Origin of the sequence: Streptomyces cacaoi, from assembly GCF_006539165.1 — a bacterium.
Taxonomy (GTDB): Bacteria; Actinomycetota; Actinomycetes; order Streptomycetales; family Streptomycetaceae; genus Streptomyces; species Streptomyces cacaoi.
Map to the genome: position 1 here is coordinate 43,944 of NZ_BJMM01000004.1, position 17,364 is coordinate 61,307.

16 protein-coding genes and 1 pseudogene are annotated in these 17,364 nt (G+C 73.0%); 11 read left to right on the forward strand and 6 right to left on the reverse strand.

The window, feature by feature from the left end; genetic code table 11:
• Positions 1-30: 30 nt before the first annotated feature.
• A complete protein-coding gene (locus SCA03_RS05590; protein ID WP_030880393.1) occupies positions 31-633 on the reverse strand; it encodes a rhomboid family intramembrane serine protease in 603 nt (200 codons plus the stop codon).
• Between the two features lie 91 nt (positions 634-724).
• Positions 725-1,870, reverse strand: coding sequence for a hypothetical protein (locus SCA03_RS05595; RefSeq protein WP_030880390.1), 1,146 nt, complete (start codon positions 1,868-1,870; stop codon positions 725-727).
• 83 nt (positions 1,871-1,953) lie between these two features.
• Between SCA03_RS05595 and SCA03_RS05600 the strand changes: the two genes are divergently transcribed.
• The 9 genes and pseudogenes from SCA03_RS05600 (at position 1,954) to SCA03_RS05640 (ending at position 12,582) form a co-directional block, all read left to right on the forward strand.
• Positions 1,954-2,643 carry a UbiX family flavin prenyltransferase gene (locus SCA03_RS05600; protein ID WP_030880387.1) on the forward strand — a complete coding sequence of 230 codons (690 nt, stop codon included), beginning with the start codon at positions 1,954-1,956 and terminating at the stop codon, positions 2,641-2,643.
• Between the two features lie 293 nt (positions 2,644-2,936).
• Entirely contained in the window at positions 2,937-3,389 is a 453-nt protein-coding gene (locus tag SCA03_RS05605) for an Lrp/AsnC family transcriptional regulator (protein ID WP_030880384.1), read from the forward strand.
• 186 nt (positions 3,390-3,575) lie between these two features.
• On the forward strand, positions 3,576-4,745 hold the full coding sequence (locus tag SCA03_RS05610; RefSeq protein ID WP_230988502.1) for a hypothetical protein: 1,170 nt from the start codon (positions 3,576-3,578) through the stop codon (positions 4,743-4,745).
• A 29-nt stretch (positions 4,746-4,774) separates the two neighbouring features.
• Positions 4,775-5,476, forward strand: coding sequence for a UdgX family uracil-DNA binding protein (locus SCA03_RS05615; RefSeq protein ID WP_086816432.1), 702 nt, complete (start codon positions 4,775-4,777; stop codon positions 5,474-5,476).
• Between the two features lie 210 nt (positions 5,477-5,686).
• Positions 5,687-5,968 (forward strand): annotated as a pseudogene (locus tag SCA03_RS35965) (DUF4229 domain-containing protein); the annotation flags it as partial.
• 472 nt (positions 5,969-6,440) lie between these two features.
• Positions 6,441-7,877, forward strand: a complete 1,437-nt coding sequence (locus SCA03_RS05625) for a dicarboxylate/amino acid:cation symporter (protein WP_371863894.1) — start codon at positions 6,441-6,443, stop codon at positions 7,875-7,877.
• Between the two features lie 204 nt (positions 7,878-8,081).
• The gene (locus tag SCA03_RS05630; protein ID WP_230988503.1) at positions 8,082-8,918 is read left to right on the forward strand and encodes a TetR/AcrR family transcriptional regulator; all 837 of its coding nucleotides are present in this window, start codon (positions 8,082-8,084) and stop codon (positions 8,916-8,918) included.
• Between the two features lie 398 nt (positions 8,919-9,316).
• Positions 9,317-11,221: an AMP-dependent synthetase/ligase gene (locus SCA03_RS05635; protein WP_141275265.1), complete on the forward strand. Its 1,905-nt coding sequence runs from the start codon at positions 9,317-9,319 to the stop codon at positions 11,219-11,221.
• A gap of 158 nt (positions 11,222-11,379) precedes the next feature.
• On the forward strand, positions 11,380-12,582 hold the full coding sequence (locus SCA03_RS05640) for a hypothetical protein (RefSeq protein ID WP_141275235.1): 1,203 nt from the start codon (positions 11,380-11,382) through the stop codon (positions 12,580-12,582).
• 110 nt (positions 12,583-12,692) lie between these two features.
• On the opposite strand, the gene SCA03_RS05645 is transcribed toward SCA03_RS05640, so the two are convergent.
• Positions 12,693-13,934, reverse strand: a complete 1,242-nt coding sequence (locus tag SCA03_RS05645; RefSeq protein ID WP_141275236.1) for a lipase family protein — start codon at positions 13,932-13,934, stop codon at positions 12,693-12,695.
• Positions 13,935-14,164: 230 nt separating this feature from the next.
• Between SCA03_RS05645 and SCA03_RS05650 the strand changes: the two genes are divergently transcribed.
• Positions 14,165-14,728: a GNAT family N-acetyltransferase gene (locus tag SCA03_RS05650; RefSeq protein WP_030880359.1), complete on the forward strand. Its 564-nt coding sequence runs from the start codon at positions 14,165-14,167 to the stop codon at positions 14,726-14,728.
• Between the two features lie 13 nt (positions 14,729-14,741).
• On the opposite strand, the gene SCA03_RS05655 is transcribed toward SCA03_RS05650, so the two are convergent.
• The gene (locus SCA03_RS05655) at positions 14,742-14,912 is read right to left on the reverse strand and encodes a DUF397 domain-containing protein (protein WP_371863895.1); all 171 of its coding nucleotides are present in this window, start codon (positions 14,910-14,912) and stop codon (positions 14,742-14,744) included.
• Between the two features lie 40 nt (positions 14,913-14,952).
• Positions 14,953-15,810, reverse strand: coding sequence for a helix-turn-helix domain-containing protein (locus SCA03_RS05660; protein WP_086815097.1), 858 nt, complete (start codon positions 15,808-15,810; stop codon positions 14,953-14,955).
• Positions 15,811-15,930: 120 nt separating this feature from the next.
• Between SCA03_RS05660 and SCA03_RS34990 the strand changes: the two genes are divergently transcribed.
• Positions 15,931-16,107, forward strand: a complete 177-nt coding sequence (locus SCA03_RS34990) for a hypothetical protein (protein ID WP_169729621.1) — start codon at positions 15,931-15,933, stop codon at positions 16,105-16,107.
• Between the two features lie 211 nt (positions 16,108-16,318).
• Here the strand turns inward: SCA03_RS34990 and SCA03_RS05665 are convergent, their stop codons facing one another.
• Entirely contained in the window at positions 16,319-17,272 is a 954-nt protein-coding gene (locus tag SCA03_RS05665) for a TauD/TfdA dioxygenase family protein (RefSeq protein WP_170298145.1), read from the reverse strand.
• Positions 17,273-17,364: the final 92 nt, after the last annotated feature.

Consider the following 17,364-nt stretch of genomic DNA (forward strand, 5'->3'; position numbering starts at 1 on the left):
CCCGCGGCGGGCCCCGGCCCGCGGCGGGCCTCAGTGCCAGGCCGGTCTGGACTCGCCCAGGGCGCGGGGTTCGGCGGTGAGGCGGGCGGCGAGGACGCCGCCGACGAGGCCGAAGAGATGGCCCTGCCAGGAGATGCCGGACTGGGTGGGCAGGACGCCCCACAGGATCGAGCCGTAGAAGACGGCGACGACGGCGCCGAGCGCGACATCCGTGATACGGCGGTCCACGAAGCCGCGGACCAGCAGATAGCCGAACAGGCCGAAGATGAGGCCGGAGGCGCCGGCCGTGTTGCTGCCCTCGGGGGCGATCAGCCAGACGCCGAGGCCGCTGGTCACCACGATGATCAGTGCGACGGTCAGAAAGCGGGCCGTGCCGCGCAGCGCGGCGAGGAAGCCGAGCACGAGCAACGGCACGGTGTTCGCCATCAGATGCTCGAAGCCGAAGTGCATGAAGGCGCTCGGAATGACGTCGACCAGTTCGTCGAGCCGTCTGGGGCGCACCCCGAAGGTGTCCAGGGCGTTGCCCGTGGCCTGGTCCACCGCCTCCAGCACCCACAGCAGCGCCACCCAGCCGAGGATCAGCTTCGCCGCCGCAAGGGCCCTGCCGCCCGAGCCGTTCGCCGTGCCCGTCATGCCTGCCCTCCCTCTCGCGAGGAGCGCTGCCCTTCCCCCGGGTCAACGACACCCCGCGCGTGGTGAGTTCCCCCGCCGCCGCGCGGCGCCGTCACAGCCCCCGGGTGCCGAGGGCGCCGTACATCACCGCGGCCAGCAGATCCTGCGGCTGGAGTTCGCGGGCACCGTCGGGCGCCTCGACGGTGACGGCGTCGCCGCCGCCGAAGACCATCCGCAGCGGCAGATGGACGCGCTTGCCGCCGTCCTCGGGGACGAACTGGCCGAGGTCGACGGTGAGTCCGGTCAACTGGCCGCGGCGGATCTGGAGATCGGCCCGCAGCTGCTTCTCGGGCACCTGGTCGGGGTCGATGTGCGCGCCCAGGGCGGCCAGGGCGCGCGAGAGGTCCGGGGCCGCCTCGCGGGCCGGGACGGTGACGGTGACGTGCTCGGCGCCGCCGCGCTCGCCGGCCTTGCGGAACTCGGCGTGCCGCCCCAGTGTCTTCTCCAGGCCGTCCAGGAATTCCCGTTCGGACTCGCCGTTGAGGGCGCGGCCCGCTCCCGTGGCGCGGCCCACCTGTTCGCTGGTGCGCTCGTCGCCCCGGAGCGCGGCCGACGCCTGCCGGTTGCCGCGGATGCTCTTCTTCTCGCCACGGGTGATCTCCTGCGCCGCGCGGGCGAAGTCGTCGAAGGACTCCGGATCGACCTCGACCCACTTGCCCTTCAGCGCGTCCTTGGCCGAACGGAGGGTGAGCGGAAGGTCGTCGGCCAGCGCGACGATCTTCTTGGCCCGGCGGCGGTCCTTCGCCGAGCCGTTCGTCTGGGCGGCCAGGGAGCGCAGATTGACGCGGACGTAGAGCTTCTCCTCGACGGACTTGGCCGCCAGCACGTCCTTGCCGCCGAAGTTGACCGCCGTCGCGAACCGCAGCCGCTCGGAGCGGTTCAGGTCCCGCAGCGGGGTCTCCTCGCGGTCCGAGCCGACGGCGAAGGCGAGTTCACCGCGGGAGAGGAGATCGGCGGCGCGCCGGGTGCCGGGGCCGCCGGGGGCGCCGGCGGCGCGCAGGAAGGCGGCGGAGTCGGCGCGGTCGCCGTCGACCGTGACCAGCACGGAGGCCGTCGGCTGTTCCCCGAGCTTCTCGAAGGCGTGCTTGACCTTCAGGCCCGTCGTCAGCTTCTCCGTCACGGAGCAGCCGGACAGGGCGAGGGCGAGAGCCGTCGCGCAGACACAGGCGGCCGGGGCGGCCAGACGGGTGTGACGCATACCGTCGAGCCTACGCGCGTGGCGGTGCGTCCGGACCCTCCCGCCCGTCCTCGCGTACGGGCCGGGCCAGTACGCTCGACGGCGTGAGTGACAGCGGACGGCGGCCCTGGATCGTGGGCGTCTCGGGCGCCTCGGGCACCCCCTACGCGGCGGCGGTGCTGCGCGGGCTGCTGGCGGCCGGCGAGGACGTGGACCTCGTCGTCAGCCGTGCCTCCCGGCTGACGCTGCTGGACGAGAACGGTCACCCGTTCCGGGACGCGCACGCGGCACAGGATCTGCGCCGCTGGCTGGCGCGCGGCGCCGACGGCAGCCCGGACGCGTTCGCCGCCGAGGCGGAGGCCGCCGAGCGGGTACGGCACTGGCCGGCCGGCGATCTGGCGGCCGGGCCGTCCTCCGGCTCGTACCCGGCCAAGGGCATGCTGATCGTCCCGGCGAGCACCGCCTGTGTGGCGGGGGTGGCGCTGGGGCTGTCGAAGGATCTCCTCCAGCGCACGGCGAGCGTGACGCTGAAGGAACGCAGACCGCTGGTGGTGGCCGTGCGTGAGGCGCCGCTGAACGGGCAGACGCTGCGGCACCTGGTGGAGCTGGACGCGGCGGGCGCCGCCGTGGTGCCGGCCTCGCCCGCCTTCTACGCCGGCGCGCGGCACATCCAGGACCTGGTGGACTTCGTCGCGGGCCGGGTGCTGGACGCCGCCGGTGTGCCGCACCGGCTGTACCGCCGCTGGGAGGGGGAGCTGGGGGCAGCGGCGCCGGGCTCCGCGGACGGCTCCTGAGCGGGTGCGGCCGGCTCCGGCGGGCGCGGGCGGTCCCGGAGGCCCTGTTCCACCGGGGGTCCACCGGGCGAGGGCCTTCGTCGTACATGGGCCCGGAAGGGGCTCCATGCCTTAGATTCGTTGTCTGTACCTCACCGAGGACGGCAGAACGGCAGCTTCGGCACGGCAGTTCGACCATCACGGCAGCCCGGTGACCGTGGATTCCCGGGTCCCGGGGTTCCCAGGGCTCCCGGGTTCCCCCGGGGCCTCTCCGGCTCTCCGGCTGCATCGACGACGGGAAGGCAGCAGCATCCATGGACGCGGTGGACAGGCAGCTCATCCAGGCGCTGCGCGAGAACGGCAGAGCGTCCTATGCCGAACTCGGCCGGCTCGTGGGCCTCTCCGGCCCCAGCGTCACCGACCGGATCAACCGGCTGGAGGCGGCCGGGGTGATCACCGGCTACCGCGCCACCGTCGACGCCGCCCAGCTGGGGCTGGGGGTGACCGCGCTCATCGGCATCCAGCTGACGGACTCCACCGACCACGAGGAGGTGGCGGGCCGGCTGCGCGAGCTGCACGAGGTGGAGGACTGCTGGTTCATCGCCGGTGACGACTCCTACATGCTCAAGGTCCGCGCCGGTGACGTGGACGATCTGGAGCGCACCATCCGCCGGCTCTCCGGCACCAAGGGCGTCTCCCGTACCCGGACGACGATCGTCCTGTCCACGAAGTGGGAGAACCGGGTCGGCGAATTGCCCGGCGGCTGACCTCCGCACGGCCTGACGTAGGGTGCGGGCGTACCGCCCGGGCGGCGCGAACCGGACGACGGGCGGACGGAACCGGCGAGAGCCGATGAGATCCGACGAGAGCTGACGAGAGCTGACGAGCCTGACGAGACCGGCATGCCGGATGGATCGGGCGGCTCGGGACGAGTGGGGCAGGTGGCGCGAGGAATGGACGCGGAAGTGCGGCGGGACGGCAGCGGTGCGGAGCGCGGCTCCGGCAGCCCGGACGTTCCCGGGATCGAGGCCGTCGAGCAGCGGATCCGCGCCGGTGAACGGCTCGGCGCCGCGGACGGCCTCGCCCTGTTCGCCTCCGACGACCTCGCCCGGCTGGGCGGCCTCGCACACGCGGCACGCACCCGCGTGAACGGCGACGCGGGCCACTTCGCCCTCGTCCGGCCGCTGTCCGTCGCGGCCGCGGCCCCGGCGGGCGCCGACGGGGAGGCCACCGAGGAGGAGCACGCCGCCGCCGTGGTCCGGCTCGCCCAGGAGGGCGGCACGGACGGCCTGGTGGAGCTGCGCCTGGACGCCGCCGGCTGCCCGGCGGGCCGTTTTCTGCCTCTGCTGCGCGCGCTGCGCGCCGCGCTGCCCGACGGGGTGGCGCTCACCGGCTGCACGGCGGCCGACGTCCGCCGCTTCGCCGCGGAGAGCGGCACGAACGCCGATGCCGCCGACGGCATCGAAGGGGTGCTGGCCCGACTGGCCGACGCCGGTCTCGAGTCGCTCGCGGGCGACGACGCCGGCGTCTTCGACCCCGGGGTGCGTGCGCACTTCCCCGGCCTTCCGACGTGGGAGGAGTGGGCGCAGGTGCACCGCGCCGCGCACGCCAGGGGGCTGTCCAGCGTGTGCACGCTGCTGCTCGGGCACACCGAGGAGCCCGCGCACGTCGTCGACCATCTGCTGCGGCTGCGGGCGCTCCAGGACGAGACGGGCGGCTTCCGGGAGTTCGCGCCACTGCTGCACGAGGACGGTGCCGGGCACACGGCGGGCCGGTCCGGCGGGCCCGCATCCCGTACCGTCACCGGTGCCGAGACCTTCAAGACCTTCGCCGTCTGCCGGCTGCTGCTGGACAACGTCGCGCACATCGCCGTCGACCGGGCCGCCTTCGGTGATCAGACGGCACAGCTGACGCTCCAGTTCGGCGCCGACGAGCTGGCCGGTCCGGTGGCCGAGGCCCGGGGCGCGGCCGCGCCGGACGCGCCGGGCCGGGACGAGCTGGTCGAGCTGATCCGCGACGCCGGTTTCCGGCCCGTCGAGCGGACCGCCGGCTACGGCACCGTCCACGCCTACGACGGCCCCGACCCGGACCGCCGCGAGGCCCCGCAGCCGATGCGCGTGTAGCGCCCGGCGCCGGGGGAACCCCGGGCGGTATGGCGCGCAGCGAGAGCCCCCGCACGCCCGAGGACGCCTACGACGCCACGCCCTTCCTGCCCGAGGGCGCGGAAGGCGCTGGAGGCACGGCGGCGGGCGGTGCCGGGCTGACGGCGCTGCGGGAGGCAGCGGCCGGGTGCCGGGGCTGTCCGCTGCACCGGGACGCCACGCAGACCGTCTTCGGCGCGGGCGACGCCGGGGCCCGGGTCCTCCTCGTGGGGGAGCAGCCCGGCGATCAGGAGGACCGGCGCGGTGAGCCCTTCGTGGGCCCGGCCGGGCGGGTGCTGACGGCGGCGCTGGAGGAGGCGGGCATCGACCCGGACCAGACGTATGTCACCAACGCCGTCAAGCACTTCAAGTGGGCCCACGAGCAGGGGCGGGGCAAGCGGCGCATCCACCGGCCGCCGACGCTGCGGGAGATGGGCGCCTGCGCTCCCTGGCTGACGGCGGAGCTGGCGCTGACCGAGCCGGAGGTGCTCGTCGTGCTGGGGGCGACGGCGGGCAAGGCACTGTTCGGCTCGGGCTTCCGGGTCACCAGGGAGCGCGGTGCCTGCACGGAGCGGACGGTGCACGGGCGCACGGAGCAGGTCGTGCCGACGATCCATCCCTCGGCGGTGCTGCGGGCCCGGGAGGGGGACCGCGAGGCGGTGCGCGGCGGTCTCGTCGCGGATCTGCGGGTGGCCGCCCGGCGGCTGGGCTGATCCCACGGGCCGACGAGCCGGTGGCAGGGGGCGACCGGGGCCGACGGGCCGACGGGTGGGTGACAGGCGCGGACGGCACGGTCGGCGGCCCGGGCGGACTGCCTGGTCACGGGCCGTGCGGCGGCCGGGCGCGGGGGCGGCGCCGAGCGGCGGAGGGGCTGTGCTTGACTGGTGAGGTCGCCTATAAGCCCCAAGCATGGAGAAGACACCGTGAGCAGCACCAAGTCGCACGCGACGCTCCGCTACACGACCATGCGCCTGGGCATCTTCGTCGGCTGCCTCGTCGTGGTCGCCGTTCTCGCGCACTTCGGCATCGTCCCCGCGGGCATCGGCAGGTCCAACCCGGTCTGGGTGGTCCTGCTCGCGTTGGTGCTCTCCGCGCCGCTCAGCTATGTGCTGCTGCGCAGGCAGCGGGACGCGATGTCGGAGCAGATCGTCGAGGGCGTCGGCCGGGCCAAGGAGCGGCTGGCGGCCAACCAGCGTCAGGAGGACGCGGCGGTCGATGCCGAGGAGGCCCTTCGGAAGCAGAGGTCCGGGACGGCCCAGCACACCGGAAGGCCGGCGGGGCCGATGCGGCCCGCCCAGCGTGAGGCCGCCGGCTCCCCGGGCGGTGCGCCCCGGGCCTCCGGACCCTCCGCCTCCTCTGTGTGACGCTCGTCACTCACTCCGAACGCCCCGTCGGGAATGCCCTTTCCCCGGCGGGGCGTTGAGTTTTTCCGGAACCACAACCCAAAGGCAGGCTTTGGGTAGGCCAAAGACGGAGTGTTAGCGTGACCGGCATGTTCACAGCAGCCCCCACTTCCGAGGCGCCCCGAGGCACGGCGCTCGTGGAGCGGCTGCACGTCGACCTCTGCCGGTGCATGTCGGCAACCTGTCGCTGAGCACGCGGCCGGACTACTCTCCGGCGCAACCCTCGCCGCTGTTCCCTCTCCTCTCCCCTACCGAGAAGTTCCGGAGTCTGTCCGTGTCTTCGTCGTCCTCGTCGTCTTCGGCGTCCCCGTCGTCCCCTTCGTCGTCTTCCGCGCAAGCCGCGTCCACGGCCGAGCCGTCGCCCGGCCGCCGCATACCCAAGATCCCGTTCTGGGTCCAGATCCTGCTCGGTCTCGTCCTCGGTGTCGTGCTCGGCTGGGTCGCCCGGAACTGGGACATCGCCTGGCTGGGCACGACGCTCACGAAGGTCGGTGACATCTTCGTCCAGCTGCTGAAGCTGGCCGTCGCGCCGCTCGTCTTCTTCGCGATCACCATCTCGATCACGAATCTGCGCAACGTGCACAACGCGGCGCGCCTCGCCACCCGCACGCTGCTGTGGTTCATGGCGACCTCGCTCATCGCGGTCGCGATCGGGCTGCTCATCGGCCTGGTCACCAACCCCGGTTCGGGCACCGGCCTGTCCGCCGAGGACGCCGCCAAGCCCGACACCCACGGCTCCTGGCTCGACTTCCTCACCGGGATCATCCCGAAGGACGTCGTCACGCCGTTCACCGAACTCCAGGTCCTCCAGATCGTGTTCATGGCGGTCGTCGTCGGTATCGCCGCGCTCAAGCTCGGTGAGAAGGCCGAACCGATCCTCAAGCTCGGCGAGTCCGTGCTGGCGCTGCTCCAGAAGGCGCTGTGGTGGATCATCCGGCTGGCGCCGATCGGCACCATCGGCCTGATCGGTACCGCCATCAAGGACTACGGCTGGGATCTGATCGGCAGCTACGCCACGTTCACGGCGGACATCTACGTCGGCTGCGCCCTCGTCCTGTTCGCCGTCTACCCGCTGCTGCTGGCCACCGTCGCCAAGGTCAACCCGCTCCAGTTCTTCAAGGGCGCCTGGCCCGCGATCCAGCTGGCCTTCGTCTCGCGCTCCTCGGTGGGCACCATGCCGCTCACCCAGCGGGTCACCGAACGGCTCGGTGTGCCCAAGGAGTACGCCTCCTTCGCGGTCCCGTTCGGTTCGACGACGAAGATGGACGGCTGCGCCTCCATCTACCCGGCGATCGCGGCGATCTTCGTCGGTGAGTTCTTCCACATCGACATGGGCATCAAGGAGTACCTGCTCATCGTCTTCGTCTCGGTCATCGGCTCGGCGGCGACGGCCGGTCTGACCGGCGCCACGGTGATGCTCACGCTCACCCTGTCCACGCTGGGCCTGCCGCTGGAGGGCGTCGGCCTGCTCCTGGCCATCGACCCGATCCTGGACATGATGCGGACGGCGACGAACGTCGCCGGGCAGGTCGTCATCCCGGTCCTGGTCTCGGCCAAGGAGAAGATCCTCGACCGCGACGCGTTCGCGCACGCCCGCAGCTTCAGCCTGGACGACATGGTGGACGACGCCCCGTCCGGCGAGAGCGGCGGCCGCGGTGACGGGGGAGCCGGCAAGGCGGCCGTCCCCGCCGCCGCCGGCGCCGGCAGCTGACGCGCCGCCCCCGGCCCGTGCGCAGGGCCCGGCCCCCGGTCTCCGGGTGGCCGGGCCCTTTCGCGTGTGTGCTGCGGGGGGCTCCGGCGGTCGGGCGGCGCCGGCGGGCGCGCACGTAGGCTGGCCCGGACCGTGGAGCGGGGGAAGTGCGGGGCGTCCGGGGGAACTTCGGTGCCGTGGCGCCTGGGAAAGGGGAGTTGAGACGTGGGGCAGAAGCGGATGCCACGCCAGGTGCGGGAGCGGCAGATGCTGGACGCCGCGGTGGCGGCGTTCGCCCGGCACGGGTACCAGGCGGCGTCCATGGACGAGATCGCCGAGGCGGCGGGGGTCTCCAAGCCGCTGGTCTACCTGTATCTGAAGTCGAAGGAAGAGCTGTTCATGGCGTGTGTGCGGCGGGAGATCGGGGCTCTCGTCGCAGCTGTGCGGGAAGGCACCAGGGAGCGCGGGCTGCCCGCCGACCAGCAACTGTGGCACGGGCTGCGGGCGTTCTTCGCGCACACGGCCGCCCGCCCGGCCGGGGTGCGGGTGCTGTACCGGGCGCGCACCCAGGGCGAGCCGTTCGCCGGTGAGGTGGCGCGGATGCGGGCGGAGCTGCTCACGCTGGTCACGGGGCTGCTGGGGCAGGCGGCGCGGGATGCGGGGTGCGGCAGCGAACCGGCCGAGCGCGAGGTGTCCGGCCTGGCCCATGCGCTCGTGGGCGCGGCGGAGTCCCTCGCGGAGTGGGCGGCACCGTCCACGGGCGGCGGGCCCGGCGGGAACGGCGCACGGGGCGAACAGGGCACGCGCGGCGGCGCCTTCGCCCCGGAGGGCGCTTCCGACCCGCACAGCGCGTCCGGTCCGCACGGCACCTCCGACTCGCACGGCACCTCCGACTCGCACGGCACCTCCGACCCGCACGGTGTCCCCGGCGCACACTCCGCGAAGGAGGCCGCGGCGACGCTGATGAACTTCTGCTGGGTGGGGCTGGAGAGCCTGATGCGCGGCGCACGGTGGTCGCCCGGCGCCGGGGCGGGGCCGCGGGTGCTGTCGCCGGGGCAGTGAACGGCCGGGGTGGGGCGGGGAGTTGTCGCGTTACGGGGCCACGCGTGGGGTGGGGAAGCCGTGCGGGGCGGGGCGTGACCGGAGCGCCGGGGCCGTGGCGGGGCCGGACGGGGAAACCGCCGGGTCCTGTGTGTGTCCGATGGAGGTGGCGCCCGGGAGTTCCCCTCGGTGTGCCGGGTCACCTAGATTTTACGCCGGAGTAAGGTCGCGCCCTGGGCCGTCCGGAGCGGGCGGTCCGGCGTGGTCGACAGGCCGTGGGACGCGGCCGGTCGGGGCGGTGTGCGTCCGGGTGCCGGTCGGTGTCGTGCGGCCCCGCGCAGTGGAGGAGCCGCGAAGTGACAGTCCAGCCGGGGCGGTCGGCCGGGGGGCCGCCGGGGGAGGTCCCGGGCGACGGGTGGGTGCGCGGGTTCGCGGAGCCGGTGACGCGGGTCGTGGACGGCAGGGTCCGGGAGGCGGCGGTGCCCGCGCTCGTACCGGCCGTCACCGGCGGACAGCTCGGCGACATCCCGTTCGCCAACGCCGTCGAGGCACCGGACGAGCCGGCGCTCAGCCGCAGGCGCCCGGACGGCAGTTGGTGGGACATGCCGGCCCGGGATCTGGCCGCCGAGGTGCAGGCCGTCGCCAAGGGGCTCGTCGCGCTGGGTCTTGAGCCCGGCGACCGGATCGCCATCATGGCGCGGACGACGTACGAGTGGACGGTCACGGACTTCGCCGCCTGGGCCGCCGGGCTGATCACCGTGCCCGTCTATCCGACGTCGTCGGCCTCGCAGGCGCGGCACATCCTCCAGGACGCCGGGGTGCGGGCCTGCTTCGTGGAGGACGTCGAGCAGACCCGGCTGCTGAGCGCGGAGCGCGGCAATCTGCCCGGGCTCGACCATCTGTGGCAGTTCACCTCCGGCGCGCTCGGCCATCTGATCGACGCGGGGCGGGAGATACCCGACGCGGAGGTCGACGCGCGGCGTGCGGCCGTCGGGCCGGACTCGGTGGCCACGCTCATCTACACCTCCGGCACGACGGGCCCGCCCAAGGGCTGTGTGCTGACGCACGGCAACTTCTTCGCCGAGATCGACAACGCCGTCGCGCTGCTGTACCCGGTGTTCGGCTCGCTGGGCGGCGAACCCCCGGCGACGCTGCTGTTCCTGCCGCTCTCGCACGTCTTCGGCCGGATGGTCGCCCTCGCCTGTCTGCGTGCGCGGGTGCGGCTCGGGCACGCGCCCAGCGTCCGCACGGAGGAACTCCTCGCCGATCTGGCCGGGTTCGCGCCCACGTTCCTGCTGGGCATCCCCTACGTGCTGGAGAAGGTCTACAACACCGGCCGCGCGACCGCCGAACAGATGGGCCGCGCCGCGTCGTTCGACCGGGGCGCCCGGATCGCCCAGCGCTACGGCGAGGCCGTCGAGGCACGCGACCACGGCCACAGCAGCGGGCCCGGCCTCGGGCTGCGGACCGCGCGGGGGCTGTACGACACATTGATCTTCCGGCGTATCCGGGCCGCGCTCGGCGGCCGCTGCCGGCACGTCGTCTGCGGCGGCTCCCCGCTGGGGCACCGGCTGGCCGCGTTCTTCGAGGGCGCCGGCATCCATGTGTACGAGGGCTACGGGCTGACGGAGACCAGCGCCGCCACCACCGTCACCCCGCCGCAGCGGCCCCGGCTGGGCACCGTCGGCCGTCCGCTGCCCGGTACGGCGGTGCGGATCGCGGACGACGGCGAGGTGCTCGTCAAGGGCGGCCACGTCTTCGCCGGTTACTGGGACGCCGCCACCGGCACCGCCGTCCTGCACACCGACGCCGACGGCTGGCTGCCCACCGGCGACCTCGGCGGGCTCGACTCCGACGGCTATCTGAGCATCACCGGGCGCAAGAAGGACGTCATCATCACCTCCGCGGGCAAGAGCCTGGCGCCCGCGCCCCTGGAGGACTGGCTACGCGCACATCCGCTGGTCAGCCAGTGCCTGGTCGTCGGCGACAACCGTCCCTATGTGGCGGCGCTGGTCACCCTGGAGCCGGAGGGGCTGGCCCACTGGCAGCGCATGCACCACAAGGAGCAGCTGACGCGGGAGCAGCTGACCGAGGACGCCGATCTGCTGCGCAGCCTCCAGCAGGCCGTCGACGAGGCCAACTCGCAGGTCTCGCGCGCCGAGTCGATCCGCCGCTTCACGGTGCTGCCGCGCGACTTCACCGAGGCGAGGGGCCATCTGACGCCGTCGAGGAAGCTGAAGCGGGCCGCCATCGTCCGCGATCTCGCCGCGGAGATCGACGCCCTGTACGCGCGGGGCGCCTCCGGTGGCCCGTACGCACGGTGAGGGACCGGCGGCTCGTACGGCGGGCCCGTGGTCCGGTGCGGCGGCGCCCCGGCGGCCCGGGCGGAGGCGAACAGAGGTACCGTTCGTGGTAAGTACCACGTAAAGGAAGGGCCGGGGGACGGGGTACGCCACGCCTCCCTCGCCGGGAGGGAGACGGGATGACGACGCCCCCGCAGCCACCGAACCAGCCGAACGGGCCGGACCCGCGCGACCCCCGCGCCGCCGGGCAGCAGGGACCCGGGGGACAGGCCGGGCAGCAGCCCCAGCAGGCGCCACAGCCCCAGCAGCCGCCGCAGGGCCCGCCGCCGGCCGGCAACCCCGGCGTCGCCGATCAGCCCACGCAGGCCGCCGGCCAGCCCGCCGTCGGCGGCTTCGGCCCGATGGGCGCCCAGCAGCCGCCGCCTCCCGGTCCGCCGCCCGCCGCTCCGGGGCAGCCCGGTCCGCCGCCCGCCGCTCCCGGTCAGCCCGGCGCACCGGGTCAGCCGGGCGCACCCGGCCAGCCGCCGCAGCCCGGCCCCTACGGCTCCGGGCCGTACGGCGCTCCGCCGCCCGGGCAGCCCGGTGCGCCCTTCGGACAGCCGGGCATGCCCGGCCAGCCCGGGTACCCGGGTGCGCCGTACGGCCAGCCGCCGGCGTCGCCGAACAAGAGCAACAAGGTCGTCGCGATCGTGGTCGCCGCCGTCGTGGTGGTGGCGCTGGCCGTCGGCGGGACGCTGCTGGCCGTCTCCGGCGGGGACGACGACAAGAAGGACGACAAGGCGTCGTCCGGGACGTCGGAACCGTCGCCGGGCGACGACGCCACGGACGACTCCGACGGCGGCACACCGAGCGACGAGCCCTCCGAGAGCGCGGACGCCTCGGACACCGAGTACGAGCTGGACTTCCCCAAGACGCTCCAGCACGGCGAGTACACGCTCGCGCAGGACCTCAGCGACCAGGTCGACACCAGCTCCAACCCGGACGAGAAGGCCCACATGGGCTCGTACAAAAAGGGCAGCGACGCGACGCAGCGGCTGCTGTACGCGGGCGCGACGGGCCAGGACTTCGGCGATCCGGACATGTCCAAGGACCAGATGATGAAGGGCATGGAGACGAGCCCCTCCATGACCATCGCCGTCAAGCGCCGCGACATCACCCCGGCCGGCGCGGACGACCCGCTCACCTGCGAGGTCCTGCTGAAGAAGCAGTCCGGCCGGAAGCTCACCATCCCGGTGTGCGCCTGGAGCAACCCGGGCACCGCCGCCTATGTCGCCGAGGACAGCCTCAAGACGTACTCGGTCAAGCCGCAGGACGTCGATCTGGAGGACTTCGCCGACCGCGTCAACGGCATCCGCGACGAGGTGCGCAAGCCCGTCGGCTGACCCGGCCGCGCGCGCCCGAGTGCGCCTGCCTGCCCGGCGTACCAAGGGGGAGCCCACACCCCGTGGGCTCCCCCGATGTGTTCGGGCGTGCCGGCGGCTGAGCAGCCCGGTCAGCCCGGGCAGTTGCTCGGTGCCGGCTGTCCGGCGAAGCGCGCCCCGAGCCACTCCAGGGCGGGCCCGTTGCCGTCGATCGCGGTGCCGACGTGCGTCTTGCCGGGGAAGGACTGCCACTGGACGGCGTTGCCCCGGGCGCACCAGTCGGCGCGCAGCCCCTGGCCCAGCTCGTAGGGGATCGTCTCGTCCGCCTCGCCGTGGTAGACGAACGACGGGCTCGCGGGCGCCTTCGTGCCCAGCTTGTTCGCGGTGATGCGCTGCTTCCAGTCGGGCTGTTCGAGCGGGTTGGAGACGGTGACGTCCTCGATCTTCTTGCCCTTGCCCGCCTCCAGGATCTTGTCGATGCAGGAGTCCTTGGCCATCGTGGCGAGCTTTCGGCCCTCGTCGTTGAGGTACTTGTCGAGGTCCAGCTCGGGGAAGGCCGCGTCGTGGCCCAGCGCCGACATGAGGACGTAGCCGGCGTTGCTGCTGCCCTCGGCGGCCTCGGCCACCTTCATCAGATCGGCCGGGACCCCGCCGCTCGTCGACCCCTTGACGTCCAGCTCGGGCGCGTAGGACGACTGGATCTCGGCCGCCCAGGCGCTGGCCTGCCCGCCCTGCGAGTAGCCCATGATGCCGACGGGGGAGTCGGCGGCGACGCCCAGCTCCTGCGCCCCCGGCAGCCGCATCGCGGCGCGCGCCGCGTCCAGCACGGCGGCGCCCTCGGACTGCGCGACGGTGTAGGTGTGTTCGCCGGGTGTGCCCAGCCCCTCGTAGTCGGTGACGGCGACCGCGTAGCCGCGCACCAGCGCCGCGTTGACCAGCGGGGCCTCGGCGGTCGTCCCGTCCGGGAAACCCGCGGACGGTGCGCAGTCGTCGCCGAGCCCGACGCTGCCGACGGCGTAGGTGATCAGCGGGCGCCTGGTGTTCTTGCCGTCGTTCGGCACGACCACCGTGCCGGAGACGGTGTCCGGCTTCCCCGACGCGTCGGTGGAGCGGTAGGTGATCTTCCAGGCGGTGGCGTCGGCCGGCTCGCCCGGCCAGTACTGGAACGTGCTGGGCTCCGCCGTCACGATGTCGCCCGGGTTCTGCTCCTGGCCTTCCGGCGCCGCCTGGGCGCCGCCCGGTGCGAGCGCGAGGGCCGACAGCGACAGCGCCGCGACGGCCAGGAAGGCCCCCGCCCGGCCGCGCGCCCGGGAGTGACCCGATCTGTGCGTCCGCCGCGCCCCGCCCGGCGGTAACGGAGATACCGATCGCATGCGACTCTCCCAACTCTCCTGTGTGCAGGGGTGGTTGAGGAGCAACGTACTGACGCGTCAGTAGCTCCGGCCATGGGGCGGACGCGCCCTTTTCCGGCCATGTTCGCGCGTCGTCCCCGCGCCCGTGCGGGCCGAGTGTGCCGTCCCCCGAAATCGTGTAGGACCGGGAAACCGTTCGTGCGAGGATCCCTCCGCACGTGTGAACGGGTGAACAAGGCTGGAGGCTGAGGATGTTCGCGATTTCCCTGGGGGACGACGGCGCCGAACTGCGGCCGCTCGAACCGAGCCACGCGGAGGAGTACCTGGCCCACATCGAGCGCGGCCGGGAGTACCTCGGCCGGTACATCGGGCTCGCCGACGCGGCGAAGGATCTCGACTCCGCCCGCGCCTTCCTCCAGTCGTACGCCGAGAAGGCCGCGAGCGACACCGGCCGGATCTACGGCATCTGGACGGACGGAAAGCTCGTCGGCGGTGTGCTGTTCCGGACGATGGACGTGCCGCAGGCGGTCGCCGAGGCGGGCTGCTGGCTGGAGCCCGCCGCCGTCGGGCGCGGACTGGTGACCCGTGCCGCCCGCGTCATCATCGACTGGGCCGTCGAGGAGCGGGGCATCCACCGCGTGGAGTGGCTGGTGGCCGCCGCCAACACCCCGAGCATCGCCGTCGCCCGGCGGCTCGGGATGACCAGGGAAGGGGTCCTGCGGGAATACCGCATCCACCACGGCGCACGCTTCGACGTGGAGATCTGGTCCGTCCTCGCCCCCGAATGGCGCGCCCACCGCGACCAGCTGTCCTGACGCGCCCGTCCGCCTACCGCTTCAACTCAGCGAGGAAGGTGCCCCACGCCGCCCGGGAAAACCCCGGCGTGGGCCCACCCTCCACCTTGCTGTCCCGCACGAACACGTCCGCCTCCACGGGGATGGCGACCTCGACGCAGTTGCCGCCGTCGGCATTGCTGTAGCTGGACTTCCGCCACGCCACCTCGACACAGTTGCCGCCTTGCGCGTTGCTGTGGCTGGACCTACGCCAGTTCGTGGTTCTCGGCTCGATGGGCATGCGTCGTTTCCTCCAAGGCGCGCTGAATGTAGGCGAGGGATTCCCGCGGCGAGAGTGATGCATCGCGCAACGGATCGTAGGACAGTCGTAGTTCGGCGACTTCGTTCGGCGCATCCACCCAGCTCGCGGTGTGGCTGCTCTCCTGGTAGGCCAGGTTGGTGCCGTCCGGCTGCCACAGGAGCATCAGATTCCCGCCGGTGAGGTCGTGGAGTCCGGCCGTGAACGGCAGAAGTTGGACCGTGACGTTCCACAGCCTTGCCACCTGCTCAAGGTGGACGAGTTGTTCGTGCCACACCTCCGGTGACGGGCGCCGGGCGAAGCACGCCTCGTCGAGCACGGTGCGGTAGTGGACCGCAGGTCCCTCACCAGTGACCCGGCCCTGGCGAGCGATGCGGCGCTTGAGCTGTTGCTCCAGCTCGTCCGGGTCCCAGTGCGGTGCCGTCCGGAGAACGGTGTCGGCATACGCCTCGGTCTGGAGCAGTCCAGGCATGACAGCTGACGCGTACTCGTGTAGGACGATGGCGCCTTCCTCCAGACTGATGTACGCCCGGTACCTCTCGCGGATGCCCTCTTCCTTGGCCAGGGCGAGCAGCATGCTCAGTTGGTCGCCGGTCCCGTAGAGCGCGTCCAGCTTTCCGATCACGTACTCGGAGCACAGCTTGGTCCCCTGCTCCAGTTTGTGGAGATCGGCACGGTCGTAACCGATCTTCAGGGCGAGCTGGGCGTACGAGAGTCCCTTTGCCTTGCGGAGCTCCGCGAGCTTTCGGGTGAGCAGCCCGAGCGCGGTGGGCTTCCGCTTCTTGCAGTTCGGCCGTGACGGCATCCGCGAGCTCCTGTAGGCAAACGCGAAAAGGACTACAGCTACTGCCTGTTCACAGTAGTAGGCGGAATGCAGGGTGAGTAGCCGTCCAAGTACGAACGGTGACCAAGAAGGGACGGCCTCATGCTGCTGCAACCCACCCCCACGCCCCCTCCCCGCTGGCCGGAACCCGTCGACGGGGGCTCCCCGTGCGCGGCATACGCGCAGGAGCGGCGGACGGCGTACGAGGCGCGGGACTACAGCGCGGCCACGGACGCGAACGTGCGGCTGACCCGGCACAAGCGGGAGGTGCACCGGTGAGCGGCGAGTGGCACGCGATGGTCTGCCCGAAGGCGCCGCACGACATGGTGCCGTTCGGGGGCAGCGGGCACATCTTCCACTGCCCGGTGCACGGCGTACTGGCGATCGTCCGCCGGGGCGGCGGAGACAGCGGTCGGCCCGCGCCGGGCCGTTCCCCGGAGTCGGGGAGCGGCGCTCGGCGCGGGCCGGAGCCGGACGGTGGGGCCGGCCGTCAGAACGGGCGGTCGCCGACGACGGCGACCCGCTCGGCGACACGGCGCTGCCCGGCGTAGTCGAACAGCGCGTAGTGCTGGGTGGCCCGGTTGTCCCAGAAGGCGATGTCACCGGGCTGCCAGGCGAACCGCACCTGGTACTCCGGGACATGCGCCTGCCGGGTGAGGAACGCGAGCAGGCGGTCGCTCTCGTCGCGGTCCATCCCGACGATGTGCGTGGTGAACGAGGTGTTCACGAACAGCATCTTGCGGCCGGACTCGGGGTGCGTCCGCACGACCGGGTGCTGCACGGGCGGGAACTGGTCCTGGAGTTCCAGCAGCTTCTCGCGCGGGGTGAAGCGGTCGAAGCCGGGGATGAAGTCGTGCACGGCCACGGCACCGTCGATGCGCTGCTTCACCTCGTCGGGGAGGTTGTCGTACGCGGCGGCCATGTCGGCCCACATGGTGTGGCCGCCGATCGGCGGCACCTCCCGCAGCTGCAACACCGCGCCCATGGCGGGGCGTTCACGGAAGGTGACATCGGTGTGCCACACGTTCTCGTAGGTGGGGCGGCTGCCCGCCGCTCCCTTCTCGAAGCGGACGATCTCGTCGCTCGCGCCGCGTGCCAGCAGCGGGTTGGTCTCCAGCTCGCCCCAGTGGCGGGCGAACGCGGCCTGCTGCTCGGGGGAGAGGTTCGCCCCGCGGAAGAAGAGGACCTTCCACTCCAGCAGGGCCCGGTTGATCTCCTCGCGGACGGCCAGGGCGAGCGGCCTGGACAGGTCGGCGCCGCGGATCTCGGCGCCGATCACGCTCGTCTGCGGCGTGACCTCGATGTGCTCGTACGGGCGCTCCTCCCAGCCTTCGGGGAAGGGGCGGAGGACGCGGACGCCCTCGTACATGCCGCCCTGCGGAACGCGGGCGTCACGGAGGGTAGTTGACTGTGTGGTGGTGGGGTTGTCGGCGGTGATGCTCATGGGGTCCTCACGATCGGTCCGGTGGTACGGAGTCGTCCTGGCACCACGGCACGGTGGGGTGCGGGCCCGCGGGCGCTGCTGCGCCGGGCGGG

Excerpts from the sequence above, each read along its gene's own strand:
- SCA03_RS05590 (WP_030880393.1), bottom strand. The coding sequence starts at position 633 with ATGACGGGCACGGCGAACGGCTCGGGCGGCAGGGCCCTTGCGGCGGCG.
- SCA03_RS05595 (WP_030880390.1), bottom strand. The coding sequence starts at position 1,870 with ATGCGTCACACCCGTCTGGCCGCCCCGGCCGCCTGTGTCTGCGCGACG.
- SCA03_RS05605 (WP_030880384.1), top strand. The coding sequence starts at position 2,937 with ATGGACGCGGTGGACAGGCAGCTCATCCAGGCGCTGCGCGAGAACGGC.
- SCA03_RS05610 (WP_230988502.1), top strand. The coding sequence starts at position 3,576 with ATGGACGCGGAAGTGCGGCGGGACGGCAGCGGTGCGGAGCGCGGCTCC.
- SCA03_RS05615 (WP_086816432.1), top strand. The coding sequence starts at position 4,775 with ATGGCGCGCAGCGAGAGCCCCCGCACGCCCGAGGACGCCTACGACGCC.
- SCA03_RS05640 (WP_141275235.1), top strand. The coding sequence starts at position 11,380 with ATGACGACGCCCCCGCAGCCACCGAACCAGCCGAACGGGCCGGACCCG.
- SCA03_RS05645 (WP_141275236.1), bottom strand. The coding sequence starts at position 13,934 with ATGCGATCGGTATCTCCGTTACCGCCGGGCGGGGCGCGGCGGACGCAC.
- SCA03_RS05650 (WP_030880359.1), top strand. The coding sequence starts at position 14,165 with ATGTTCGCGATTTCCCTGGGGGACGACGGCGCCGAACTGCGGCCGCTC.
- SCA03_RS05660 (WP_086815097.1), bottom strand. The coding sequence starts at position 15,810 with ATGCCGTCACGGCCGAACTGCAAGAAGCGGAAGCCCACCGCGCTCGGG.
- SCA03_RS34990 (WP_169729621.1), top strand. The coding sequence starts at position 15,931 with ATGCTGCTGCAACCCACCCCCACGCCCCCTCCCCGCTGGCCGGAACCC.
- SCA03_RS05665 (WP_170298145.1), bottom strand. The coding sequence starts at position 17,272 with ATGAGCATCACCGCCGACAACCCCACCACCACACAGTCAACTACCCTC.